Origin of the sequence: Coprococcus sp. RTP21204st1_G4_RTP21204_210225 (assembly GCF_040915385.1) — a bacterium.
Lineage (GTDB): Bacteria > Bacillota > Clostridia > Lachnospirales > Lachnospiraceae > Allocoprococcus > Allocoprococcus comes.
Genome location: NZ_JBCPDP010000019.1, coordinates 22681 through 45808, shown reverse-complemented (window position 1 = coordinate 45808; position 23128 = coordinate 22681). Strand labels below are relative to the sequence as shown.

Below are 23128 nucleotides of genomic sequence, written 5' to 3'. Positions count from 1 at the left end.
AACGGATGAAGCTTACAATACTTGGAACGGGAAATGCAACAGTAACGGAATGCTATAATACATGTTTTGCCCTCTCGGATGGAAACAGGCATTTTCTGGTGGATACCGGCGGCGGAAACCGTATTTTAAAGGTGTTAAAAGACACCGGGATCCAGCTGGAAGACATTCACGATATTTTTATTACCCATGAACATATCGATCACCTTCTGGGCGTGATATGGCTGATACGGATGATCGGGCAGAAGAAGATCGGCCAGGGAAAATATGAGGGGAATCTCCGGATCTACTGCCATGAAGAGCTGGCAAGATCAATCCGCATGATCGCAGAACTTACGATCCAGAAAAAGGTGACGAAATATTTTGATGACCGGATTCTTTTTGTGCCGGTGCATCACGGAGAGACAAAGGAAATCCTTGGCTGTCCGGTCACCTTTTTCGATATTTTTTCCACGAAGGCAAAGCAGTTCGGGTTTACGATGCTGCTTCCGAACGGAGTGAAGTTTACCTGCTGCGGTGACGAACCGTACAATGAGAAAGATTATGAATTTGTGAAAGGCAGCGACTGGCTGACCCATGAGGCGTTCTGCCTGTATGGAGAAGCAGATAAGTTCAAGCCTTATGAAAAACACCACAGTACTGTGAAAGAAGCATGTCAGCTTGCCGAGGAGCTTCAGATTCCGCATCTGATCTTGTATCATACGGAAGAGATGCATCTTAAGGAGAGGAAAGAGCTTTATACGCGGGAAGGACGGGAGTACTATCACGGGAAGTTGTTTGTACCGGATGATCTTGAGGTGTTTGAGCTTTAGATTGCAGGACGGGCGGTCTGCGGGAAAATAGAAGACGGACGCGCTTTTAATAAAATAAACCGGACAGATTTAGTTGTGCAGGGCATTCCGATGAGCCTCCGAATGCGAAAATTATGTCAGCAATGGTTTCCGAGAAGAAGTGTTCTGGTTGTGGGGGAAGGGGGAGATGTGGTATGATGGGGGAGTCAGAAGCTTTGAGGATCTGGGCGAGAAAGGTTTTCGGGAGGGGTTCGGTTTCTTCTCCGGGGAAGGTGAGACGTGTGGATCTGATTTAAAAATGTAGTTGACAAACCAGAACATATGTACTAATATAGAACCAGAACAAACATTCGTTCGATGGAGAGCGTGGGCGAAGAATCTGGGATAAGGAGATTAATGATGGCGAATAATACAATGAATGATGAGAATAAAAAGAAAGCATTAGACGCAGCAATTGCAAAGCTTGAGAAAGATTTTGGTAAGGGAGCAGTTATGAAGCTGGGTGATCCGGCGGCACAGGTGCATGTTGAGACGGTTCCGACCGGTTCTTTGAGTCTGGATCTGGCACTTGGTGTTGGCGGCGTTCCGAAAGGACGTATTATTGAAATTTATGGACCTGAATCAAGTGGTAAGACGACAGTTGCATTACATATGATCGCAGAAGTACAGAAAAGAGGCGGCATTGCGGGATTTATCGATGCAGAGCATGCACTGGATCCGGTATATGCGAAGAATATCGGTGTAGATATTGATGAACTTTATATTTCACAGCCAGACAGCGGAGATCAGGCATTGGAGATTACTGAGACAATGGTACGTTCCGGTGCGATTGACATTATCGTAGTCGATTCTGTTGCAGCACTTGTTCCGAAGCAGGAGATTGAGGGTGATATGGGTGATACACATGTAGGTCTGCAGGCAAGACTGATGTCACAGGCACTCAGAAAGCTGACACCGGTTATCAGTAAATCAAACTGTGTTGTAATCTTTATCAACCAGCTGCGTGAGAAGGTTGGCGTTATGTTTGGTAATCCGGAGACAACAACGGGTGGACGGGCACTGAAGTTCTATTCATCTGTCCGTATGGATGTCCGCAGAACTGAGACTCTGAAGCAGGGCGGAGAGATGGTTGGTAACCATGTCCGCGTGAAGATCGTGAAGAATAAAATTGCACCTCCGTTCAAGGAAGCAGAATTTGATATCATGTTCGGAAAAGGAATTTCCAGAGAAGGAGATATCCTGGATCTTGCGACGAAGATTGATCTGGTCAATAAGAGTGGTGCATGGTATGCATACAACGGAGAAAAGATCGGTCAGGGACGTGAGAATGCAAAGTCTTATCTGACAACACATCCAGAGATTATGGAAGAGATTGAAGAAAAAGTCCGTGCGCATTACGGAATCGGTGCAGAAGGGCAGAAAGCAGAAGAACCGGCACAGGCTGCTCCGGCAGATGCTGAAGAAGTGATGGATGAGGAAGAATAAAACATATGATGAGAATTACCCGAATCGAGCCAGTTACAAAGACAAAGTATCGGGTATCTGTTGATGAGCAGTTCGCCTTTGTGGTTTACAAAGGCGAACTGTCCCGTTTTCACCTGAAAGAAGAGTGTGAATTGACAGAGGATACTTATGCAAAGATCAAAGAAGTCCTTTTGAAGCGGGCAAAGCTTCGTGCGATGCACCTGCTGAATGACATGGCAAGAACTGAATCCCAGCTCAGAGATAAATTAAAGCTGGGCGGCTATCCATCGGAGATCACCGAAGCGGCGATTGCCTATGTGAAATCATTTGGATATATCAATGATGACGCCTACATTCGGAACTTTATAGACAGCAGGAAAGATAAAAAGAGCAGACGGGAGATTTATGCCCTTCTGAGACAGAAGGGCGTGGATATGAACCGGGCAGAAGAGATCATGGAAGAGATGTATGAAGAGCATTCCGATCAGGAAGCAATCCGGGAGCTTCTTCGCAAAAAACACTGGGACTTTGCCTGTACAGATCCGAAAGAAAAGCAGAAAATATATGGATATTTGGTGCGGAAAGGATTTCGTTACGAAGATATCCGTCAAGTAATACAAGTTTGCGATTGGAATGCTTGACATATTTGTGAAAACAGTATAGAATTTAAGTGTTGTATTTGTACAATGAAAACTAAATAAGGAGGTGCTCCTGTGCTGATACCTATAATTATTGCTGTAGTTGTTACGCTTATAGTAGTAATGCCGGTTACTTATTTTGTTACTGTTTCCAAGTTGAAGAACGATGCAAATTCCAAAATTGGGAACGCTGATGTAAAAGCAAGAGAAATTATTGATGATGCTTTGAAGACAGCAGAGACAAAGAAGAAGGAAGCACTTTTGGAAGTAAAGGAAGAGTCCATCAAGACAAAGAATGAACTTGAAAAAGAGACTAAGGAACGCAGAGCTGAACTTCAGCGTTATGAAAAGCGTGTACTTTCAAAAGAAGAATCTCTGGATAAGAGATCTGCGGCAATTGAGCAGAGAGAGACTGCATTTACTGCAAAAGAGACAGCGATGAAGCAGCGGGAGGCTGAAGTTGAAGAACTCAGCCAGAAAAGAGTACAGGAACTAGAAAGAATCTCAGGACTTACCTCCGAACAGGCAAAGGATTATCTATTAAAAACTGTTGAAGAAGATGTGAAACATGACACTGCCAAGATGGTGAAAGAGCTTGAAACACGTGCAAAGGAAGAGGCTGACAAGAAGGCGAAAGAGTATGTTGTCACCGCAATCCAGAGATGTGCGGCAGATCATGTGGCTGAAACTACGATCTCGGTAGTTCAGCTTCCAAGTGACGAGATGAAGGGTAGAATTATCGGACGAGAGGGACGGAATATCCGTACTCTTGAGACACTGACAGGAGTAGAGCTTATTATTGATGATACTCCGGAGGCAGTTGTTCTTTCCGGATTTGATCCAATCCGAAGAGAAGTGGCAAGAATTGCACTGGAGCGTTTGATCGTAGATGGACGAATCCATCCTGCAAGAATCGAAGAGATGGTTGAAAAAGCGCAGAAAGAAGTAGAGACTATGATGCGCGAAGAAGGAGAGGCAGCAGCACTTGAAGTTGGTGTACACGGCATCCATCCAGAACTGATTCGTCTTCTTGGACGTATGAAGTTCAGAACGAGCTACGGTCAGAATGCACTGAAGCATTCAATCGAGGTTGCTCAGCTATCCGGATTGCTTGCGGGCGAGATCGGGCTGGATGTCCGTATCGCAAAGCGTGCAGGTCTTTTACATGACATCGGTAAATCGATTGATCACGATGTAGAAGGTTCACATGTTCAGATTGGTGTAGACCTTTGTAGAAAATACAAAGAGTCGCCGCTTATTATCAACGCGGTAGAAGCACATCATGGTGATGTAGAACCACAGTCTCTGATTGCAGGCGTTGTTCAGGCAGCAGATGCGATTTCGGCTGCAAGACCAGGTGCAAGAAGAGAAACCTTGGAGACATACACAAACAGATTAAAACAGTTAGAAGATATTACCAACCAGTTTAAAGGGGTTGAGAAGTCATTTGCTATTCAGGCGGGTAGAGAGATTCGCGTAATGGTAGTTCCAGAACAAGTATCTGATGATGATATGGTATTGCTGGCAAGAGATATTTCAAAACAGATTGAATATGAATTGGAATATCCAGGTCAGATTAAAGTAAATGTAATCCGGGAATCCCGTGTTACAGATTATGCTAAATAACACGATAATCAGAAAACGACAGCCGTCCAAAAGATTCGGTCTTTTGGATGGCTGTATTTAATTTACGCGAGCAACGAGCCAAAGTCCGCGCTTGCACGAGACTTGGCGACTGCCGCGATAACTTGAGAAACTCACGGAGCGTGTTTCTCATAGTTGTGTGAAAAGGAAGAGGAAAACGGATGAAAAAAGAAATCAAACGTGTAAAAAGAGAAAGGGTATATCAGGGAACAATTGTTGATGTATACAAAGATTATATGGAGTTTTCCAATGGAAATCATGAGGTGTGGGACTATATCCACCACAAAGGGGCTGCTGCTGTGATACCTGTGATGGATGACGGCAGACTCCTGATGGTAAGACAGTACCGGAATGCACTGGACCGCTTTACACTGGAGCTTCCGGCAGGAGGGCTGGACCAAGCGGATGAACCGGGACGAGACTGTTCAGCAAGAGAATTGGAAGAAGAGACCGGATATCACAGTGATGATCTGGAATGGCTGATCACGCTTCGAACAACTGTAGCACTTTGCAACGAAAAAATCGAAGTTTATGTTGCACGAAACCTGATCCGTACCCATCAGCATCTGGATGAGAATGAATTTGTGAATGTAGAGGCACATACGGTTGAAGAATTAAAGCAGATGATCTTTGAAGGAAAGATTGAAGATTCCAAGACTGTAGCTGCTATCCTTGCCTATGATGCAAAGTATAACAGATAAAGTGAACGCATAATTGACAACTCCGGTCATATAATGAACTATGTGAAATTATTGGAGGCCGGAATGTGGAATTTTATCGGAAGAAATATCAGCTGCCCATGCTATATCTGATCGGTTTTGGAATGGGTATCTTATATGCTAATTTTATTGCGAAAAATTATGTTACGATGACTGGAATTTTCCATGAATATTTTCTAAATCAGTATACACAGGTGAAAATCATAAATGAAGATTACCTGTGGTACCTGCTCAGATGGAGAGTGATGCCTCTGGCGTTAGCGGTCTGTGTGGCAAATCTGGGGTTTCGCAGACTGACAGCAGCCGGAATCCTCCTTTGGACAGGCTTTGCAGCAGGGATACTGTCTGTGGCGGCAGTTTTAAGGATGGGCCTTTGCGGAATGCTGCTGTGTATTGCCGGTATTTTCCCGCAATATATTTTTTATGTACCGGCATATCTTCTATTGATCCGGTATTATTATCGTTATCCGCAAAGTGAATGGAATGGAACAAAAACAGGATTTACTGTTATGATGATCGTGGCGGGAATTTTGTCTGAGGTATATTTAAACCCTGGGATTGTCCGCTGGTTTGTGAAGGTTCTTACATAGCAAGAATGTGTTCAGCCACATTTTAGCGTCAGGTGATAGAAAATGACAGAAAGTCCTCTTACTGAACAATTCGGTAAAGAGGACTTTCTGCCGTTTTTTATCGCCCTTGTTTTATCAGGAGAAACATGCAGCAGCCAAATGTAAGAAGCTGGCTTGCAAGCAGTGCCCACAGATAGCCAAGAATCCCGAACTGCGGAATCAGAAACAGAACACTACAGATTCGTACTGCCAGGGTGAATAGATTGATCAGAAAAGTTTTTCCGGCAAGATCCAGACCATTTAACACACTGATCAGTGCGGTGTTACTATAGAGAAAAGGACAGATAAATGCTAGTGTTAAGATATAATTTCCGGCTTCTGGTGTATGAAAGATCCGTCTGCTGATAAAGCCGGATGCGGTAAAGAAAAATAGCAGGCAGGCAAAACCAAGAAACAGGCAGAAAAAAATAACTTTCCGTAAAAGCTGCGGAAGAGCATGTTTTTTCTGAGCATCCGGCATACTGGCAACTTCGGGGAGGAGCATTGTGGAGATGGAATTGGTGAGGGCAGATGGAAATAAAATGCAAGGAAGGGCAATTCCGGTCAGAATTCCGTAGGTGCTAAGAGAAGCGGAGATACTCATTCCATACTTTTGCAGGGCAAGAGGAATAGAAATTGCTTCCAGACTCTGAAAAAGATTCAGAAGGACTCTGCTTGCGGTCAGTGGAAGGGCAGAAAAAAGCAGGGGAGGAACAGCAGAAAGAGCCGGCTCCCGGTGTGGGGAGAAAGGTTGCCCGGCAGTTCTGAGCTTATGGATGCAAAGAAAAGCGGCTGCAATTTCACCACCGACAATTCCGAGGACAGCAATTGCGACAGATGGTGTAAAAGCGGTATGAACATCGGCTGTATAGAGGAGGATAACAAAAAAGATCCGGACCAGCTGTTCAAATAATTGGGAGAGGGCAGGAAGCCGGATCTGCTTGAGCCCCAGAAAGTAACCACAGCTGCAACTGTGCAGAGCTGCAAATGGAAGTGCATATGCTATCAGGAAGATGAGAGAGGCGCATCGGGGATCACCAAGTATGACTGTGGTGAGGAAAACAGCATTTTTCTGCAACAGAAAAAGACAGCAGATGGAAAGAAAAAGAGAACAAAGCAGTGCTGCTTTCAGGTAAGAATAAGCTTTTGCAGACTGCTTTTTTGCAGAAGAGGCGGCAACCAGGCGCGTCAGAGCCGTCTCGATCCCTGCTGAAGTTGCAGCATAAGCAAGTGTGTAGACAGGGAAAATCAGCTGATACAGACCGATTTCTTCTGCAGGGAAAGATCTGCTGAGAAAAATACGGTAAAAAAATCCCATTACACGGGTGAGAATGCCGACTACAGTAAGGATAAAAGTTCCTTTCAGGAGAAAATGTTTTTGTGACATAGCAGCTCCAAAGGCATTTTTGTTTTAAAATATATGCAAGAAAGAGCCTTGACAGAACATAACAGAGGTGATATCCTCAATTTGCAAGAAATCCTAGTAAAACAGTGGGATATAAAAAATAAAGAGAAGGTGATGGATTGAAGATCTCAACGAAGGGTCGTTATGGTTTGCGCGCCTTTATCGATCTTGCGTGTTATGGCGCAGAAGAACCGGTTTCCATCAGCAGTATATCAGCCAGGCAGGAGATATCGGAACGATATCTGGAACAGCTCATGGCGAAGCTGAAAAAGGCAGGTCTCGTCAAGAGTATCCGTGGAGCGGGAGGAGGATATCGGCTGGCAAAGGATGCGGCGGAAGTTTCTGTTGGTGATGTACTCAGAGCACTTGAAGGAGACCTGGAACCTGCGACTTGTGCAGCACTTCATTCGGAAAACAGTTGCGAGATCCAGGGAAGCTGTATCACGAAATATGTCTGGAAGAAAGTCAATGAAAGCATGGCACAGACGGTAGACAGTATTATGATAAATACCCTTGTGGAAATGAATAAAGAAGTAAAGAAAGAAGGACAAAAAGATGAGTAAATTAATTTATTTGGATAACGCAGCAACAACAAAAACTGCACCAGAAGTTCTGGAAGCAATGCTGCCATATTTTACAGAGCAGTATGGCAATCCTTCTGCGATCTACAGCTTCGCATCCCATAACAAAGATGTTGTGGCAGAACAGAGAGAAAGAATCGCAAACGCACTCGGTGCAAAGAGCAACGAAATTTATTTTACAGCCGGCGGATCAGAGTCTGACAACTGGGCACTCAAAGCAACCGCTGAGGCTTATCAGAATAAAGGAAGACATATTATCACAACCAAGATCGAACATCATGCGATCCTGCATACAGCAGCTTATTTGGAAGAACGTGGGTTTGAAGTGACTTATCTTGCTGTGGATGAATACGGAAAAGTAAATCCGGCAGATGTGGAAGCAGCAATCCGCCCGGATACCATCCTGATCTCTGTAATGTATGCAAACAACGAGATCGGAACAATTGAACCGATCAAAGAGATCGGTGAGATCGCCCACAAACATGGTATCCTGTTCCACACAGACGCCGTACAGGCTTTCGGACAGGTCCCGATTAATGTAGATGAATGTCATATTGATATGTTAAGTGCCAGCGGACACAAGCTGAACGGACCAAAAGGAATCGGATTCCTCTATATCAGAAAAGGCGTGAAGATCCGTTCCTTTGTTCATGGTGGGGCACAGGAAAGAAAACGTCGTGCAGGGACAGAAAATGTTCCGGGTATTGTTGGAATCGGTACAGCAACAAAACGTGCTATCGCTACGATGGAAGAACGTACAGCAAAAGAGCGCGAGATGAGAGATTATCTGATCAAACGTGTGATGGAAGAAATCCCGTACACCAAGCTGAACGGACATCCGACAGACCGTCTGCCAAATAACGCAAACTTCTGCTTCCGTTTCATTGAGGGCGAATCTATGCTGATCCGTCTTGATATGGCAGGAATTTGTGGATCCAGTGGATCTGCATGTACATCCGGATCTCTTGATCCATCCCATGTACTTCTTGCAATCGGACTGCCGCACGAGATTGCGCATGGATCTCTGCGCCTGACTCTGAATGAAGAGATCACAAAAGAAGACATTGATTATGTAGTAGATCAGCTTAAGACAATTGTAAGCGATTTACGCGGAATGTCACCGCTTTATGAAGATTTTGCAAAAAAACAGAATAAATAATACGATAGAAAATACAGCTTTAGGAGGAATTTACAATGTATACAGAGAAAGTAATGGATCATTTTCAGCATCCACGTAATATGGGAGAAATCGAGAACGCAAGCGGAGTGGGTACTGTTGGTAACGCCAAATGTGGTGATATCATGAGAATCTACCTTGATATTGATGATAACGGAATTATTAATGATGTAAAATTTAAGACATTCGGATGTGGCGCGGCTGTTGCAACAAGCAGTATGGCGACAGAACTTGTAAAGGGAAAACATATTTCAGAAGCAATGCAGGTAACAAACAAAGCCGTTATGGAAGCACTTGACGGACTGCCGCCGGTTAAGGTACACTGTTCTTTACTGGCAGAGGAGGCAATCCATGCAGCACTGTGGGATTATGCAGAGAAGCACGGGATCAAGATCGAAGGACTCCAGAAGCCGAAGAACGATATCAGTGAAGGTGAAGAAGCAGAAGAGGAAGAGTATTAGAATTTTCTGCAGGAGAAAAGAGAATGGCAAAAAAGAAAGTGGTAGTCGGAATGTCAGGTGGTGTCGACTCATCGGTAGCGGCATATCTTCTAAAAGAACAGGGATATGATGTGATCGGTGTGACGATGCAGATCTGGCAGGACGAAGAATCGAAAATACAGGAAGAAAACGGCGGATGCTGTGGACTCAGCGCGGTAGATGATGCCAGAAAAGTTGCGGCACAGATCGGCATTCCGTATTATGTGATGAATTTCAAGAAGGATTTTCAGGAGAAGGTAATCGATTATTTTGTGGATGAATATTTGCATGGCCGGACACCAAATCCGTGCATTGCGTGTAACCGTTATGTAAAATGGGAATCTCTTCTTACACGGAGCATGGAGATCGGAGCAGACTATATTGCAACAGGTCACTATGCGAGAGTAGAACAGTTGCCGAACGGACGCTATGCGATCCGGCATTCGGCAACCTGGTCAAAAGACCAGACCTATGCGCTTTATAATCTTACCCAGGATCAGCTGAGAAGAACGCTGATGCCTGTCGGTGAATACGAAAAAGACCAGATCCGCGAGATCGCAAAAGAGATCGGATTGCAGATTGCGAACAAACCGGACAGTCAGGATATCTGTTTTGTATCCGATGACGATTATGCATCTTTTATTGAAGAAGAAAGTGACCAGAAAATCCCGGAAGGTAATTTTGTAACACCGGATGGAAAGATCCTGGGACGGCATAAAGGAATCATCCACTATACGATCGGACAGAGAAAAGGACTTGGACTTTCTCTTGGGTATCAGGCATTCGTGCTTGAGATCCGTCCGGATACGAATGAAGTTGTGATAGGGACGAATGAAGATCTGATGACGACGCGGGTCCGTGCAAATAAGCTGAACTTTATGACAGTAGAGGATCTGGAAGGTGAGATGCGCGTATTTGCTAAAATCAGATACAACCATAAAGGGGACTGGTGCACAGTCCGCAAAACGGGAGAAGATGAGATAGAGTGCATCTTTGAGACACCGCAGAGAGCGGTTACACCGGGGCAGGCACTGGTACTGTATGATGGAGATTATGTACTTGGAGGCGGAACAATTCTGGGATAGCTCAGAATTGTTCTGTTTTTTGGCATATTGGGACCGTACTGCAATCCAACAAATGATTTGCGGGAAAGCCGGGTGGATTTACACATGAAGAATGACAAGGAGGGCAAAATATGAGAGCGGACTGCCATATGCACACTTATTTTTCCGGAGATTCAGAGGCAAAACCGGAAGATATGGTTCTTGCAGCAATCGATAAAGGACTGGAAGCAATCTGTTTTACGGATCATGAAGATATTGATTATTTTTGTGATGATATTGAATTTGTGTTTGATCCGGAAACCTATTTTAAAGAGCTTGGAGCACTGAAGGAAAAGTATAAAGAGAAGCTGGATATCCGGATCGGTGTGGAGTTTGGACTTCAGCCACACCTTGCGAAGAAAGCAAAAGCATTTACCGCGGCAAATCCGTATGATTTTGTGATCGGATCCATGCATGTGGTTGGTGGGAAGGATCCTTATTATCCTGAGTTCTTTGAGGGGATTTCGGATGAAGAGGCCTACCGGATGGCACTTCGGGAGACAATAGCCGATATCAGGGCTGTAGCGGATTTTGATGTGCTCGGACATCTGGATTATGTGGTACGTTATGGAAAACATCGGGAACAGGAATATTCTTACGGCAGATTTGCGGATGAAATAGATGAAATCCTGCGGTATCTTATTGAACACGGAAAAGGACTGGAAGTCAATACAGCAGGACTGAAGTATGGCCTTCCTTTTGCACACCCGCATCCGGATGTGTTAAAAAGATACAAAAAGCTGGGGGGAGAGATCATCACCGTCGGCGCAGATGCACATAAACCAGAGCATGTAGGGTATGATTTTAACATAGTTGACAATATTCTCGAAGCATGTGGCTTTAAATATTATGCAGAATTCATAAAAAGGGCCCCGGTTTTCAGAAAAATAAAGTGAAAAAAGGGGATTGAATTTTTGTTCTGAATTTAGTACAATAAATTACAGTTGATAAATCTTAAACAATGATAAGATTTATCAAGAAAAATGTAACTGTTATATACAGTAATACAATTTATCTTTAGGAGGACTAAATCATGGCAGTAAAAGTAGCAATCAATGGATTTGGACGTATTGGACGTCTTGCATTCAGACAGATGTTTGGAGCAGAGGGATTTGAGATCGTAGCAATCAACGACCTTACATCTCCTAAGATGCTGGCTCACTTATTAAAATATGATTCAACACAGGGAAAATATGAATTAGCTGATAAAGTATCTGCTGGAGAAGACTCCATCACAGTAGACGGAAAAGAAATCAAAATCTACGCTAAAGCTAATGCAGCTGAACTTCCATGGGGAGAAATCGGAGTAGATGTAGTTCTTGAATGTACAGGATTCTACACATCTAAAGCAAAAGCTCAGGCACATATCGATGCAGGTGCTAAACACGTTATCATTTCTGCACCGGCAGGAAATGACCTTCCTACAATCGTTTACAATGTAAACCATACACAGCTTACAAAAGATGACGCAATCATTTCTGCAGCTTCTTGTACAACAAACTGTCTTGCACCAATGGCTAAGGCTCTTAATGATCTTGTACCGATCAAATCTGGTATCATGTGCACAATCCATGCTTACACAGGTGATCAGATGACTCTTGACGGACCACAGAGAAAAGGTGATCTGAGAAGATCTCGTGCAGCAGCAGTAAACATCGTTCCTAACAGCACAGGAGCAGCTAAAGCAATCGGACTTGTTATTCCGGAGCTTAACGGAAAACTTATCGGATCTGCACAGCGTGTACCAACCCCTACAGGATCTACAACAATCCTTACAGCAGTAGTTGAAGGTGAAGTTACTGTAGAACAGATCAACGCAGCTATGAAAGCAGCTTCTAACGAATCATTCGGATACAACGAAGATCAGATCGTTTCTAGCGATATCGTAGGAATGAGATTTGGTTCTCTCTTCGATTCTACTCAGACAATGGTACTTCCGCTTGACAACGGAACAACAGAAGTACAGGTTGTTTCTTGGTATGACAATGAAAACTCTTACACAAGCCAGATGGTAAGAACAATCAAACACTTCGGAACATTACTTTAATCCGTAACGTTTGTTTGGACAGGCTGAATTGATTCTTACTGGAATATTCCAGAGTTAGACTCAAGCAAGGGTCCGGTCTACATGGACCGGGCTCTTTTATTTAACAGGAAATTCTGATGGAGCTTCCTGCTAAATAAAAGGCACTATGTGCCCAAGATGTGTATTCGTGTGAAAACGCAGATTGTCGCAAGCAACTGCGCTCAGCACGGAAATGTGCCCGGCACATTCCATTTAAACGAAATGTAAACAGGAGGCAGGATTATGCTTAACAAAAAATCTGTAGATGATATCAATGTAAAAGGGAAAAAAGTCCTTGTAAGATGCGATTTTAACGTACCGCTGATCGATGGAAAGATCACAGACGAGAACCGTCTTGTTGCAGCACTTCCTACAATCAAGAAACTGATCGCTGACGGAGGAAAAGTAATCCTCTGCTCACATCTTGGTAAACCGAAGGGAGAACCGAAACCGGAGCTTTCTCTTGCACCGGTTGCAGTAAGACTTTCAGAACTTCTCGGACAGGAAGTAAAATTCGCAGCAGATCCTGAAGTAGTAGGACCAAATGCAAAAGCAGCAGTTGAAGCTATGAAAGATGGAGAGGTAATCCTTCTTGAAAATACACGTTACAGAGCAGAAGAAACAAAGAACGGAGATGAATTCTCTAAGGAACTCGCTTCTCTTTGTGATGTATTCGTAAACGATGCATTCGGAACAGCTCATCGTGCACACTGCTCTAACGTTGGTGTTACCAAATATGTTGATACAGCAGTTGTAGGATATCTTATGCAGAAAGAAATCGATTTCCTTGGAAATGCAGTAAACAATCCGGAAAGACCGTTCGTTGCAATCCTTGGTGGAGCTAAAGTTTCAAGCAAGATTTCTGTAATCGAAAACCTGATCGATAAAGTAGACACTCTGATCATTGGTGGAGGTATGTCTTATACATTCAGCAAAGCACAGGGCGGAACCGTTGGAAAATCTCTTCTTGAAGAAGATTACTGTGAATATGCACTGAACATGATTCAGAAAGCTAAAGACAAAGGCGTAAAACTCCTTCTTCCGGTAGACAACGTAATTGCAGATGATTTTTCAAATGATGCAAATATCAAAGTTGTTAAAGCTGGCGAAATTCCGGAAGGATGGGAAGGACTTGACATCGGACCAGAGACAATCAAGATCTATGCTGACGCTGTAAAAGATGCAAAGACAGTTGTATGGAACGGACCTATGGGTGCATTCGAGATGCCGAACTTTGCAAAAGGAACAGAAGAAGTCGCAAAAGCACTTGCTGAGACAGATGCAGTAACAATCATCGGTGGTGGTGATTCGGCAGCAGCAGTTAACCAGCTCGGATACGGCGACAAGATGACTCACATCTCTACGGGTGGCGGAGCTTCCCTTGAATTCCTTGAAGGTAAGGAACTGCCAGGTGTAGCAGCTGCTAACGATAAATAAGCAGCGTCTGTAATTAAGATAAAATAAGGGAGATTATTGCAATGGCAAGAAAGAAAATTATTGCAGGTAACTGGAAAATGAATATGACACCTTCAGAGGCAGTAGAGCTTGTGAATACACTCAAATCTCTGGTTGTAACAGAAGAGGCTGACGTGGTATTCTGCGTACCGGCAATCGATATCATTCCGGTTGTAGAAGCTGCAAAAGGAAGCAACATCCAGGTTGGAGCAGAGAATATGTACTTTGAAGAAAAAGGTGCATACACAGGAGAAATCTCTCCGAACATGCTTACAGATGCTGGTGTTAAATATGTTGTTCTCGGACACTCTGAAAGAAGAGAATACTTCGCAGAGACAAACGAGACTGTGAACAAAAAGATGCTGAAAGCATTTGAACACGGACTTACACCGATCATGTGCTGTGGAGAAACTCTTGAACAGCGTGAACAGGGTGTGACAATGGACTTCATCCGTCAGCAGGTTAAAGTTGGATTCCAGAATGTAACAGCAGATCAGGCTAAGACAGCAGTTATCGCTTATGAGCCAATCTGGGCAATCGGAACCGGTAAGACAGCTACAACAGAGCAGGCTCAGGAGGTTTGCAAAGCTATCCGTGAATGTATCGCTGAAGTTTATGATGAAGCTACAGCAGAAGCAATCCGTATTCAGTACGGCGGATCTGTAAATGCAGCTACAGCACCGGAATTATTCGCTCAGCCGGATATCGATGGTGGACTTGTAGGTGGTGCTTCTTTAAAACCGGATTTTGGTAAGATTGTAAACTGGAAATAGTCAATTATACCAAGGCGCAGGCAGAAATGCCTGCGTTTTTCGACTGTCAAAGTTTTAACAAGTGCTTGCAAGCATATATAAAATCATGTACAATATTTAACTGAAAGAGAAATCAAACGCTTTAAGACAAAATGAAGGAGTGTAAGACGATGAGTAAAAAACCAACAGTTTTGATGATCTTAGACGGTTACGGTCTGAGAGATGAAAAGAAAGGCAACGGTATTGCAGAGGCAAACACACCGGTTATGGATAAATTAATGGCTGAATATCCGTTTGTAAAAGGAAATGCAAGCGGACTTGCTGTAGGACTTCCGGACGGTCAGATGGGTAACTCGGAAGTAGGTCATATGAATATGGGCGCAGGACGTATCATTTACCAGGAGCTCACCAAGATCACAAAAGCAATTGATGATGGCGATTTCTTTGAAAATAAGGCACTTCTTGCAGCCTGTGAAAATGCAAAGAAGAACGGTACAGCTCTTCATCTGATGGGACTGGTATCTGATGGTGGTGTACACAGTCACATTACACATATTTATGGAATTTTGGAACTTGCAAAGAGACAGGGGCTGGACAAAGTATATGTTCACTGCTTCCTTGACGGACGTGATACACCTCCGGCATCTGGGAAAGAATATGTTGAACAGTTAGAAGCAAAGATGAAAGAAATCGGTGTAGGTGAAGTTGCAAGTGTTTCCGGACGTTACTATGCAATGGACCGTGACAACCGTTGGGACCGTGTAGAAAAAGCATACGCAGCACTTACACGCGGCGAAGGTGACACAGCAGCATCAGCAACAGAAGGAATCCAGGCTTCTTACGACAAAGAAGTAACTGACGAATTCGTAGTACCATTTGTAGTGACAAAAAACGGTACACCGGTTGCAACTGTAAAAGACGGAGATTCTGTGATCTTCTTTAATTTCCGCCCGGATCGAGCAAGAGAAATCACCAGAACATTCTGTGCGGATGATTTTGACGGATTTGACAGAGGAGAACGTATCAAGACAACTTATGTATGTTTTACAGAGTATGATGAGACAATCCCGAACAAGACCGTTGCATTTGTAAAAGAAGGTATTACCAATACCTTTGGCGAATTCCTTGCAGCAAACAACATGACACAGGCAAGAATCGCTGAGACAGAAAAATATGCACATGTTACGTTTTTCTTCAACGGCGGAGTAGAAGAACCGAACAAGGGCGAGGACAGAATCCTTGTCAAATCTCCAAAGGTTGCAACTTACGACTTGAAGCCGGAAATGAGCGCATATGAAGTATGTGACAAGCTTGTAGATGCAATCAAGGCTGATAAGTACGATGTGATCGTAATCAACTTTGCTAACCCGGATATGGTTGGTCATACCGGTGTAGAAGCAGCAGTGATCAAAGCAATTGAAGCTGTTGATGAATGTGTAGGAAAAGCAGTTGATGCAGTGAAAGAAGTTGGTGGACAGATGTTTATCTGCGCTGACCACGGAAATGCAGAACAGCTGATCGATGAAGAGACAGGAGAACCATTTACCGCTCATACAACGAACCCGGTTCCGTTCATTCTTGTAAATGCAGATCCTGCATATAAGCTTCGTGAAGGCGGATGCCTTGCAGACATCGCTCCGACGCTGATCGAGCTGATGGGAATGCAGCAGCCAGCAGATATGACTGGAAAATCATTATTAGTAAAATAGTAAATATATTTGCCCGGAATCATGAAAATGGTTCCGGGTGTTTTGTTGTCAGAAGAGCAAAACATACTGCATATAAATCTGATCTACTCTTTTTGAAAAGCATCGAAATGGAAAAATGCATGAAATGAAAAACAAAAATTCAAAAAAACACATTTAAATCAACAAAAATCACGATATGTCATATTTATATGCAAGAATTAGTTGACGAAAAATCATTTTTCCTATATACTTACTACTTGTAGTGAGTTTTGATGTTGTCAAAACAGCTGAAAGAAACTGCAGATGGCAGATTTCGGAAGTATAAAGTACGGCAGGAAACACACAATGATTAGTTGATGATTATGGGAGGTTTTCAAGATGACTGCATATAGAGATATGAGTAGAGAAGAACTGCTTGAATTAAAGAGCAGACTGGAAAAAGAATTTGAAGATGTTAAAGGAAAAGGTCTGAAACTGGATATGTCCAGAGGTAAACCGTCCAAAGCACAGCTTGATCTTTCTATGGGGATGATGGATGTACTTAAGAGCACATCAGATCTTGTCTGCGAAGAAGGAGTAGATTGCCGTAACTATGGAGTGATCGACGGAATCAAAGAAGCAAAACAGCTTCTTTCTGATATGATGGAAGTACCGAAGGACAATATTATCATCTTTGGTAACTCCAGCCTGAACGTAATGTATGATACTGTTGCAAGAGCGATGACACATGGTATCATGGGAAGCACCCCTTGGGCAAAGCTTGACAAGGTAAAATTCCTTTGCCCGGTACCTGGATATGACAGACATTTTGCAATCACCGAACATTTTGGAATTGAGATGATCAATATTCCAATGACGTCGGATGGACCGGATATGGATCTGGTAGAGCAGTATGTGGAGAATGATCCGGCTGTAAAAGGTATCTGGTGTGTACCGAAATATTCTAACCCACAGGGAATCACTTATTCTGATGAAACCGTACACCGTTTTGCGAAATTAAATCCAGCGGCAGAAGATTTCCGTATTTTCTGGGATAATGCATATGGAATCCATCATTTGTATGAGGATAAACAGGATTATCTGATCGAGATTTTGATGGAATGTAAAAAAGAAGGACATCCGAACATGGTTTACAAATTCGGTTCTACTTCCAAGATCAGCTTCCCGGGTTCTGGTATTGCAGCAATTGCAGCATCCGATGAAAACCTTGCGGAAATCCGCAAGATGATGTCCGTACAGACCATCGGTCATGATAAATTAAACCAGCTCAGACATGCGCGTTTCTTCGGTGATATCCATGGAATGGTTCAGCATATGAAGAAACATGCAGATATCTTAAGACCGAAATTTGACACCGTATTAAGTGTACTGGAAAGTGAGCTTGGCGGACTTGAGATTGGTTCCTGGATGGCACCGCGAGGAGGATACTTCATTTCCTTCGATGCGTTGGATGGATGTGCAAAAGCAATCGTAGCAAAAGCAAAAGAAGCCGGACTGATCTTGACAAAAGCGGGAGCAACCTTCCCATACGGAAAGGATCCAAAAGACAGCAATATCCGAATTGCACCGTCCTTCCCGACACCAGAAGAACTGGAAGTTGCAGCACAGGTATTCGTACTCAGCGTAAAACTGGTAAGTATTGATAAAATTCTTGGCGAAAAAGTAGAAGTCGAAGAAGCTTAATATATGTGAAAAACAGTGGATTTTCCCGAAAAGGAGTCCGCTGTTTTTTTAAATAAAGGTTGTGTGGTCGATTTTACAAAAGAAAGTCCTCCAATTCCATTGTGCAAACCATTCCGATGAGCCTCTTAGAGCGGAAATCATGTTCAGCAAAGGCTTCCATGATTTCTGAGTCTCATCTCCATTGCACAAAAGTGAATTGCAGGACTTTCTTTTGTAAAATCGACCGTTTAACTGTACTGGTAAAAATGACGGTGCTGAATTCGGAGAGAAAAAACTGTAAAGAAAGATATTACACTAATCTTCCCTTCCGACTGCAATTCCCTAAATCCTAGTTCTCACCATCCAAAAAACTTTTGCATATGTAAAAAAAGTTACCAATATACAGACCAGAGGAATCCAAAATACTCCCCACACATGAATTTGCACTATGGAGTTCAAGACTCAGGAATCGTGGAAGCCTTTGCTGAACACGATTCCCGCCCTAAGAGGCTTGAACGGAATGGTTAGTGCAACTGAATGCGTGGGGAGTATTTTGGATTCCTCTGGTCGTCCCATTAGAACCTATTATTTTTACATATCCAAAAGTCTTACATCTTCTTCTGCGCAGTCGAAAGCATCAGTTTGATGCGGTTCAGCTGGTTTACTTCGCTTGCTCCCGGATCATAATCGATTGCAACGATGTTGGATTCCGGATGACGGCGGCGCAGTTCTTTAATAACACCTTTCCCGACTACGTGGTTTGGCAGACAGGCGAAAGGCTGTGTGCAGACAATGTTTGGTGCACCGCTGTGGATCAGCTCCAGCATTTCTCCGGTAAGGAACCATCCTTCACCGGTCTGGTTTCCAAGAGAAACAATTTCTTTTGCCATCGAAGCCAGGTGTTCAATATGTGATGGTGGATCAAAGCGTTTACTTGCTTTTAATGCATCAACGGCAGGCTTGCGGAACCATTCCAGAGCCTTGATTCCGAGATTACCCATGCGGGCGGTTGATTTCTTCATGCCGAGATGTTCTGCTTTAAAGTTTGTATTGTAGAAGCAGTAGAGCAGGAAGTCGGTCAGATCCGGAACCACGGCTTCGGCACCTTCCTGTTCAAGAAGATCTACCAGGTAGTTATTGGCAGCTGGAAGGAATTTAACAAGGATTTCTCCGACAACTCCGACACGTGGCTTTTTGACATCTTTTAATGGAAGAGAATCAAAATCTTCTACGATCTGGCGGCAGAGACGCTTAAACTCGTGTCTGCTTGGATAACCTTTCTTGATAAATTCGATAACTGTCTTTTCCCATTTCTTATGCATGGTATTGGCAGAGCCTGGAACAGCTTCATATGGGCGGACACGGTACAGGCAGCGCATGAAGAGATCACCAAATATCAGACCATACACACCTTTCAGTACAAGTGGAAGGGTGATCTTGAATCCAGGATTGCTTTCAAGCCCGCTTAAGTTGATTGAAATAACAGGGATATGTCCGTAACCGGCTTTTTTAAGAGCACGGCGGATAAATCCGATATAGTTGGAAGCACGGCATCCGCCACCGGTCTGCGAAATAATGACAGCCAGGTGGTCGGTGTCATATTTGCCGGAAAGGATAGCCTCCATGATCTGTCCAACTACCATCAGAGACGGGTAGCAGGCATCATTGTTTACATATTTAAGGCCCATGTCAACTGCATGCTTGTTATCATTTTTCAGTACTTCCAGTTTGTAGCCTGCTTCCTGGAAGGCTGGCTCAATCAGTGAAAAGTGGATCGGTGACATCTGTGGACACAAAATGGTATAGGTTTCCTTCATTTCCTTTGTAAAAGGAATTTTTTCGATATTTGCCGGACGAATGGTGCGCTCCATATGCTTCTGCTCGCGGACGCGGATGGCGGCGAGAAGAGAACGGATACGGATACGTGCAGCACCCAGGTTATTAACCTCATCAATCTTAAGAGAGGTATAAATCTTGTCGGAACCGGTCAGAATATCTGCAACAGCATCGGTTGTTACGGCATCAAGACCGCATCCGAAAGAGTTCAGCTGGATCAGATCCAGATCATCTCTTGTCTTTACAAAATTGGCTGCTGCGTACAGTCGGGAATGATACATCCACTGATCCATAACAATCAGCGGACGTTCTACCGGATTCAGATGGGAGATAGAATCTTCCGTCAGAACGGCAAGTCCGTAGGAGGTGATCATCTCCGGGATACCGTGGTTGACCTCCGGATCGTAATGGTATGGACGACCGGCAAGTACAATGCCGCGGGTTCCTGTCTTTTCCATGTAAGCGAGTGTTTCTTCACCCTTTTTGCGGATGTCCTGACGGCATGCAGCAAGTTCTTCCCATGCAGCATGAGCGGCATTTTTGATTTCTTCTGCTGGAAGATTCTTTGCAGAAGTAAATTCACGGACCAGTCCGTCTGTGATTGTCTTTTCGCTTGTGAGGGCGAGGAATGGATTCATGAAATCTACTTCACCGTGTACGATTGGATCCATATTGTTCTTGATGTTCTCCGCGTATGAGGTGACGATTGGGCAATTATAATGATTGTCGGCATCGGCAAATTCACCACGTTCGTATGGTATACAAGGGTAGAAGATAAAGTCTGCACCCTGGTTGATCAGCCACTGTACATGTCCGTGCGCCAGCTTTGCCGGATAACACTCGGATTCGCTCGGAATAGATTCAATACCAAGTTCATAAATCTTATGTGTAGAAGCAGGAGAGAGTAACACATGATATCCCAGTTTTGTGAAGAAAGTAAACCAGAACGGATAGTTCTCATACATGTTGAGAACTCTTGGAATACCAACCATTCCACGTTTTGCTTCGGATGGATCTAATGGCGTGTAACCAAAATAACGTTCATTTTTATAAGCGAAAAGGTTTGGCACATCACTCTTTGCTTTCTCTTTTCCAAGACCGCGCTCACAACGGTTTCCGGAAATAAAACGACGTCCGCCACTGAATTTGTTGATGGTCAGACGACAGTTGTTGGTACAGCCGTTACATTTTGCCATTGAGGTTGTATAGGTAAGTTCATTGATTTCATCAATGGAAAGCATGGTTGTATTTTTACATTCTTTGAAACCATAGCGTTCTCTTGCAATCAGTGCAGCCCCAAAAGCACCCATGATTCCTGCAATATCCGGACGGATTGCCTGACATCCGGCGATGGTCTCAAAGCTTCTGAGTACGGCATCATTGTAGAATGTACCACCCTGTACAACAATTTTTTTACCAAGCTCAGATGCATCGGATACCTTGATAACTTTGAAAAGAGCATTTTTGATAACCGAATAAGCAAGTCCGGCTGAAATATCGGATACTTCAGCACCTTCTTTTTGCGCCTGTTTTACCTTTGAGTTCATAAATACGGTACAACGGGTACCGAGGTCAATCGGATGTTTCGCAAAAAGTGCTTCATGTGCAAAATCCTCTACGGTGTAGTTCAGGGATTTGGCAAAAGTCTCGATAAAGGAACCGCATCCGGAAGAACATGCTTCGTTGAGCTGTACGCTGTCTACAGTCTGATTCTTGATCTTGATACACTTCATATCCTGACCACCGATATCGAGGATACAGTCTACATCCGGTTCGAAGAAAGAAGCGGCGTAATAGTGAGATACGGTTTCAACTTCGCCTTCATCCAGAAGAAGTGCGGCTTTAATGAGCGCTTCTCCGTAACCGGTTGAGCAGGAGTGAACGATCTGTACGCCTTCCGGAAGCTGGCTGTAAATATCCTTGATCGCACCGATGGTCGTACCAAGAGGATCACCGTCATTGCCATGGTAGAAGGAGTACAAAAGAGTACCGTCTTCTCCGACCAGAGCGGCTTTCGTGGTGGTAGAACCGGCATCGATTCCAAGGTAGGCATTACCGCGGTAGCTGGCAAGATCACCAACCGGCACCTGATGCTTTGCATGGCGGTTCTTAAATTCATTGTAATCTGCTTCGCTGGAAAAGAGCGGCTGCATACGCTCAACTTCAAAGTCCATTTCAATATGGGCATCCAGCTTTTTCTGCATCTCACCAAGAGAGGTGACTACATCCTTTTTAGAGTTCAGCGCAGAGCCGACGGCTGCAAAAAGATGGGAATACTTTGGTGCGATAATGTGTTCGTCATCCAGCTTGAGAGTACGGATAAACGCTTCTCTCAATTCAGAGAGGAAATGAAGCGGTCCACCGAGGAAAGCAACATGTCCGCGGATTGGTTTTCCGCAGGCAAGACCACTGATGGTCTGGTTGACGACTGCCTGGAAAATAGAAGCAGACAGGTCTTCTTTGGTAGCACCGTCATTGATCAGCGGCTGGATATCTGTCTTGGCAAATACGCCACAGCGGGCTGCAATCGTATAAAGTGCTTTGTAATTTTTGGCATATTCGTTCAGACCGGTTGCATCTGTCTGGAGAAGGGACGCCATCTGGTCGATGAAAGATCCGGTACCTCCGGCGCAGATTCCGTTCATACGCTGCTCAATATTTCCATTTTCAAAATAGATGATCTTGGCATCTTCGCCGCCCAGCTCGATCGCTACATCGGTCTGTGGTGCATAATCCTGAAGAGCGGTGGAAACGGCAACAACCTCCTGGACAAAAGGTACGCCAAGATGCTTTGCCAGAGTAAGACCACCTGATCCGGTAATCATTGGAGATACCTTGATCTGACCGAGCTTGTAGATAGCACGACCAAGCAGATCAGAAAGGGTTTCCTGAATATTGGCGAAGTGACGCTCGTAATCAGAAAACAGAACATCATTATTACTGTCCAGAACTGCGATTTTAACAGTTGTAGAACCGATGTCAATCCCCAGGGTATGTAATTCTGTCTGATTCATGATTTAACTACTCCTTATTACAATTAAAAAATTTGTCTGTGTTATTACCT

The 23128-nt window shown here is 43.9% G+C and carries 18 protein-coding genes; 16 read left to right on the top strand and 2 right to left on the bottom strand.

Annotated features, from left to right (window positions below):
* The first annotated feature begins 5 nt into the window (after positions 1–5).
* From AB5213_RS14330 to AB5213_RS14305, 6 genes are all read left to right on the top strand, one after another.
* Positions 6–809, top strand: coding sequence for an MBL fold metallo-hydrolase (locus tag AB5213_RS14330; RefSeq protein ID WP_055156598.1), 804 nt, complete (start codon positions 6–8; stop codon positions 807–809).
* Positions 810–1202: 393 nt separating this feature from the next.
* On the top strand, positions 1203–2273 hold the full coding sequence (gene recA / locus AB5213_RS14325) for a recombinase RecA (RefSeq protein WP_368276854.1): 1071 nt from the start codon (positions 1203–1205) through the stop codon (positions 2271–2273).
* Between the two features lie 8 nt (positions 2274–2281).
* Positions 2282–2893, top strand: coding sequence for a regulatory protein RecX (locus AB5213_RS14320; RefSeq protein WP_055156726.1), 612 nt, complete (start codon positions 2282–2284; stop codon positions 2891–2893).
* Between the two features lie 78 nt (positions 2894–2971).
* Positions 2972–4516 carry a ribonuclease Y gene (gene rny, locus AB5213_RS14315; protein WP_044998997.1) on the top strand — a complete coding sequence of 515 codons (1545 nt, stop codon included), beginning with the start codon at positions 2972–2974 and terminating at the stop codon, positions 4514–4516.
* 179 nt (positions 4517–4695) lie between these two features.
* Entirely contained in the window at positions 4696–5235 is a 540-nt protein-coding gene (locus tag AB5213_RS14310) for an NUDIX hydrolase (protein WP_008372292.1), read from the top strand.
* A 65-nt stretch (positions 5236–5300) separates the two neighbouring features.
* Positions 5301–5843: a stage II sporulation protein M gene (locus AB5213_RS14305; protein ID WP_243002775.1), complete on the top strand. Its 543-nt coding sequence runs from the start codon at positions 5301–5303 to the stop codon at positions 5841–5843.
* Between the two features lie 97 nt (positions 5844–5940).
* On the opposite strand, the gene AB5213_RS14300 is transcribed toward AB5213_RS14305, so the two are convergent.
* Complete coding sequence (locus AB5213_RS14300; protein ID WP_215633656.1) at positions 5941–7248, bottom strand: oligosaccharide flippase family protein; 1308 nt, start codon at positions 7246–7248, stop codon at positions 5941–5943.
* 137 nt (positions 7249–7385) lie between these two features.
* On the opposite strand from AB5213_RS14300, the gene AB5213_RS14295 reads away from it, so the two are divergent.
* From AB5213_RS14295 to AB5213_RS14250, 10 genes are all read left to right on the top strand, one after another.
* Positions 7386–7829, top strand: coding sequence for an Rrf2 family transcriptional regulator (locus AB5213_RS14295; RefSeq protein ID WP_215633655.1), 444 nt, complete (start codon positions 7386–7388; stop codon positions 7827–7829).
* Positions 7822–9006, top strand: coding sequence for a cysteine desulfurase NifS (nifS, locus tag AB5213_RS14290; protein ID WP_215633654.1), 1185 nt, complete (start codon positions 7822–7824; stop codon positions 9004–9006). The genes AB5213_RS14295 and nifS overlap by 8 nt, the downstream gene beginning before the upstream one ends.
* Positions 9007–9041: 35 nt before the next feature.
* Complete coding sequence (gene nifU / locus AB5213_RS14285) at positions 9042–9485, top strand: Fe-S cluster assembly scaffold protein NifU (protein ID WP_008372281.1); 444 nt, start codon at positions 9042–9044, stop codon at positions 9483–9485.
* Between the two features lie 23 nt (positions 9486–9508).
* Entirely contained in the window at positions 9509–10588 is a 1080-nt protein-coding gene (gene mnmA, locus AB5213_RS14280; protein WP_173686324.1) for a tRNA 2-thiouridine(34) synthase MnmA, read from the top strand.
* Positions 10589–10698: 110 nt separating this feature from the next.
* Complete coding sequence (locus AB5213_RS14275) at positions 10699–11502, top strand: histidinol-phosphatase HisJ family protein (protein WP_055248292.1); 804 nt, start codon at positions 10699–10701, stop codon at positions 11500–11502.
* Between the two features lie 137 nt (positions 11503–11639).
* Positions 11640–12653, top strand: coding sequence for a type I glyceraldehyde-3-phosphate dehydrogenase (gap, locus tag AB5213_RS14270; protein WP_008372277.1), 1014 nt, complete (start codon positions 11640–11642; stop codon positions 12651–12653).
* A gap of 261 nt (positions 12654–12914) precedes the next feature.
* Entirely contained in the window at positions 12915–14108 is a 1194-nt protein-coding gene (gene pgk, locus AB5213_RS14265) for a phosphoglycerate kinase (RefSeq protein WP_022220114.1), read from the top strand.
* A gap of 41 nt (positions 14109–14149) precedes the next feature.
* Complete coding sequence (gene tpiA / locus AB5213_RS14260; protein WP_008372272.1) at positions 14150–14899, top strand: triose-phosphate isomerase; 750 nt, start codon at positions 14150–14152, stop codon at positions 14897–14899.
* A gap of 149 nt (positions 14900–15048) precedes the next feature.
* Positions 15049–16587 carry a 2,3-bisphosphoglycerate-independent phosphoglycerate mutase gene (gene gpmI, locus AB5213_RS14255; RefSeq protein ID WP_368276851.1) on the top strand — a complete coding sequence of 513 codons (1539 nt, stop codon included), beginning with the start codon at positions 15049–15051 and terminating at the stop codon, positions 16585–16587.
* 357 nt (positions 16588–16944) lie between these two features.
* Entirely contained in the window at positions 16945–18249 is a 1305-nt protein-coding gene (locus AB5213_RS14250; RefSeq protein ID WP_008372263.1) for an aminotransferase, read from the top strand.
* A 587-nt stretch (positions 18250–18836) separates the two neighbouring features.
* Here the strand turns inward: AB5213_RS14250 and AB5213_RS14245 are convergent.
* The gene (locus AB5213_RS14245; RefSeq protein WP_368276850.1) at positions 18837–23078 is read right to left on the bottom strand and encodes an acyl-CoA dehydratase activase-related protein; all 4242 of its coding nucleotides are present in this window, start codon (positions 23076–23078) and stop codon (positions 18837–18839) included.
* Positions 23079–23128 lie beyond the last annotated feature (50 nt).

Excerpts from the sequence above, each read along its gene's own strand:
- AB5213_RS14330 (WP_055156598.1), top strand. The coding sequence starts at position 6 with ATGAAGCTTACAATACTTGGAACGGGAAATGCAACAGTAACGGAATGC.
- recA (WP_368276854.1), top strand. The coding sequence starts at position 1,203 with ATGAATGATGAGAATAAAAAGAAAGCATTAGACGCAGCAATTGCAAAG.
- AB5213_RS14320 (WP_055156726.1), top strand. The coding sequence starts at position 2,282 with ATGAGAATTACCCGAATCGAGCCAGTTACAAAGACAAAGTATCGGGTA.
- AB5213_RS14310 (WP_008372292.1), top strand. The coding sequence starts at position 4,696 with ATGAAAAAAGAAATCAAACGTGTAAAAAGAGAAAGGGTATATCAGGGA.
- AB5213_RS14300 (WP_215633656.1), bottom strand. The coding sequence starts at position 7,248 with ATGTCACAAAAACATTTTCTCCTGAAAGGAACTTTTATCCTTACTGTA.
- nifS (WP_215633654.1), top strand. The coding sequence starts at position 7,822 with ATGAGTAAATTAATTTATTTGGATAACGCAGCAACAACAAAAACTGCA.
- nifU (WP_008372281.1), top strand. The coding sequence starts at position 9,042 with ATGTATACAGAGAAAGTAATGGATCATTTTCAGCATCCACGTAATATG.
- mnmA (WP_173686324.1), top strand. The coding sequence starts at position 9,509 with ATGGCAAAAAAGAAAGTGGTAGTCGGAATGTCAGGTGGTGTCGACTCA.
- AB5213_RS14275 (WP_055248292.1), top strand. The coding sequence starts at position 10,699 with ATGAGAGCGGACTGCCATATGCACACTTATTTTTCCGGAGATTCAGAG.
- gap (WP_008372277.1), top strand. The coding sequence starts at position 11,640 with ATGGCAGTAAAAGTAGCAATCAATGGATTTGGACGTATTGGACGTCTT.
- pgk (WP_022220114.1), top strand. The coding sequence starts at position 12,915 with ATGCTTAACAAAAAATCTGTAGATGATATCAATGTAAAAGGGAAAAAA.
- tpiA (WP_008372272.1), top strand. The coding sequence starts at position 14,150 with ATGGCAAGAAAGAAAATTATTGCAGGTAACTGGAAAATGAATATGACA.
- gpmI (WP_368276851.1), top strand. The coding sequence starts at position 15,049 with ATGAGTAAAAAACCAACAGTTTTGATGATCTTAGACGGTTACGGTCTG.
- AB5213_RS14250 (WP_008372263.1), top strand. The coding sequence starts at position 16,945 with ATGACTGCATATAGAGATATGAGTAGAGAAGAACTGCTTGAATTAAAG.
- AB5213_RS14245 (WP_368276850.1), bottom strand. The coding sequence starts at position 23,078 with ATGAATCAGACAGAATTACATACCCTGGGGATTGACATCGGTTCTACA.